Origin of the sequence: Ornithinibacillus caprae (assembly GCF_009728145.1) — a bacterium.
Taxonomy (GTDB): Bacteria; Bacillota; Bacilli; order Bacillales; family Amphibacillaceae; genus Ornithinibacillus; species Ornithinibacillus caprae.
Genome location: NZ_WOCA01000037.1, coordinates 1 through 1815, shown reverse-complemented (window position 1 = coordinate 1815; position 1815 = coordinate 1). Strand labels below are relative to the sequence as shown.

The window sequence follows — 1815 nt, the reverse complement described above, 5'->3', positions numbered from 1 at the left end:
ACCCGTCCGCCGCTCGTTCCACAAGTTCACGCCCCGAAGGGCGATCACTTGCTTCCCGCGCTCGACTTGCATGTATTAGGCACGCCGCCAGCGTTCGTCCTGAGCCAAGATCAAACTCTCCAAAAAAGTTTGTATGTGATTAACACCAATCAATCACATGAAAGTTCTTAGCTACTAGAAACACTAGCTTCTAGATTTAATCTTTAAAGAAAAACGGGATGTTTTTCTTGGCAGGGTTGAAAAGTTCAACTTTCCAACCCTGCATAAGCTCAACTAAAACTTTTTCTCCGTAAAGTCGAAAAGTTAAGTTTCGCTAAACATACTAGTTGTTTTGTTCAGTTTTCAAAGAGCAAATATTAATTGTGTTGCTTTTGAAGCAACTCATCTAATGTATCACCTATTGAACATAATGTCAATAGCGATTTGATTATTGGTGGAGCCTAGCGGGATCGAACCGCTGACCTCCTGCGTGCAAGGCAGGCGCTCTCCCAGCTGAGCTAAGGCCCCGTATAATGGTCGGGAAGACAGGATTTGAACCTGCGACCCCATGGTCCCAAACCATGTGCTCTACCAAGCTGAGCTACTTCCCGTTATATGGCGCGCCCGAGAGGAGTCGAACCCCTAACCTTTTGATCCGTAGTCAAACGCTCTATCCAATTGAGCTACGGGCGCATATGGTGCCGAGGACCGGAGTCGAACCGGTACGGTAGTCACCTACCGCAGGATTTTAAGTCCTGTGCGTCTGCCAATTCCGCCACCCCGGCACTTTATGGAGCGGAAGACGGGATTCGAACCCGCGACCCCCACCTTGGCAAGGTGGTGTTCTACCACTGAACTACTTCCGCATAACTATTAAATTAAATGGTGCGGGTGAAGGGAGTCGAACCCCCACATCCGAAGATACTAGATCCTAAGTCTAGCGCGTCTGCCAATTCCGCCACACCCGCAATAAAATGGTGAGCCATGAAGGATTCGAACCTTCGACCCTCTGATTAAAAGTCAGATGCTCTACCAACTGAGCTAATGGCTCTTGTGATTATGGGTACTTTTTAAGTTAGAATGTTGATCATGGTGACCCCTACATCTACAAGATTATTCAATGTTGTTTGGTGCTTCGGGGTTACTCGTAGCCTATTCGCTGGAAGTATAGCTTGTTGCTCTACCAACTGAGCTAATGGCTCGCAATGCTTTTACGATCATGTAATATTTATATATTCACTTCATATAAATGACAAAAATGGTGCCGGCCAGAGGACTTGAACCCCCAACCTACTGATTACAAGTCAGTTGCTCTACCAATTGAGCTAGGCCGGCGTATATGGTGGAGGATACAGGGCTCGAACCTGTGACCCCTTGCTTGTAAGGCAAGTGCTCTCCCAGCTGAGCTAATCCTCCGCCTGGCGGCGTCCTACTCTCGCAGGGGCAAAGCCCCAACTACCATCGGCGCTGAGAAGCTTAACTTCTGTGTTCGGCATGGGAACAGGTGTGACCTTCTCGCTATCGCTACCAGACCTATATAGCATAGGTCGTTCGTTGTTATTCATAGGAAAAGAACGGTTTTAACCGATCCCCACGAACATTTTTATTGACGACAAAATATATTATATGCATTTATTAAATAAAATGCAAGGGTTTTTTTTAATTATACCCTAAAAACTAAATAAGAAGTAAACAACGAATCAAAAATATGTTAGTTAAGTCCTCGATCGATTAGTATCCGTCAGCTCCACGTGTCACCACGCTTCCACCTCGGACCTATCAACCTCATAGTCTCTGAGGGATCTTACTCACTCGAAGTGATGGGAAGTCTCATCT

At 46.2% G+C, this 1815-nt stretch carries 9 tRNA genes and 3 rRNA genes; all 12 read right to left on the bottom strand.

Features of this window, described 5'->3' with window-relative positions:
* Positions 1 to 126 (bottom strand): 16S ribosomal RNA (locus GMD78_RS21255); the annotation flags it as partial.
* 305 nt (positions 127 to 431) lie between these two features.
* Positions 432 to 507: transfer RNA gene (locus tag GMD78_RS21250), tRNA-Ala, on the bottom strand.
* A gap of 6 nt (positions 508 to 513) precedes the next feature.
* Positions 514 to 590, bottom strand: a tRNA-Pro gene (locus tag GMD78_RS21245).
* Between the two features lie 5 nt (positions 591 to 595).
* Positions 596 to 672 (bottom strand) — tRNA-Arg (locus tag GMD78_RS21240).
* A 3-nt stretch (positions 673 to 675) separates the two neighbouring features.
* A tRNA-Leu gene (locus GMD78_RS21235) sits at positions 676 to 764 on the bottom strand.
* 6 nt (positions 765 to 770) lie between these two features.
* Positions 771 to 845 (bottom strand) — tRNA-Gly (locus GMD78_RS21230).
* A gap of 17 nt (positions 846 to 862) precedes the next feature.
* Positions 863 to 947 (bottom strand) — tRNA-Leu (locus GMD78_RS21225).
* A 7-nt stretch (positions 948 to 954) separates the two neighbouring features.
* A tRNA-Lys gene (locus GMD78_RS21220) sits at positions 955 to 1030 on the bottom strand.
* Between the two features lie 208 nt (positions 1031 to 1238).
* Positions 1239 to 1314, bottom strand: a tRNA-Thr gene (locus GMD78_RS21215).
* Positions 1315 to 1319: 5 nt separating this feature from the next.
* Positions 1320 to 1395: transfer RNA gene (locus GMD78_RS21210), tRNA-Val, on the bottom strand.
* Positions 1396 to 1511 (bottom strand): 5S ribosomal RNA (gene rrf / locus GMD78_RS21205).
* Between the two features lie 179 nt (positions 1512 to 1690).
* Positions 1691 to 1815, bottom strand: a 23S ribosomal RNA gene (locus GMD78_RS21200); the annotation flags it as partial.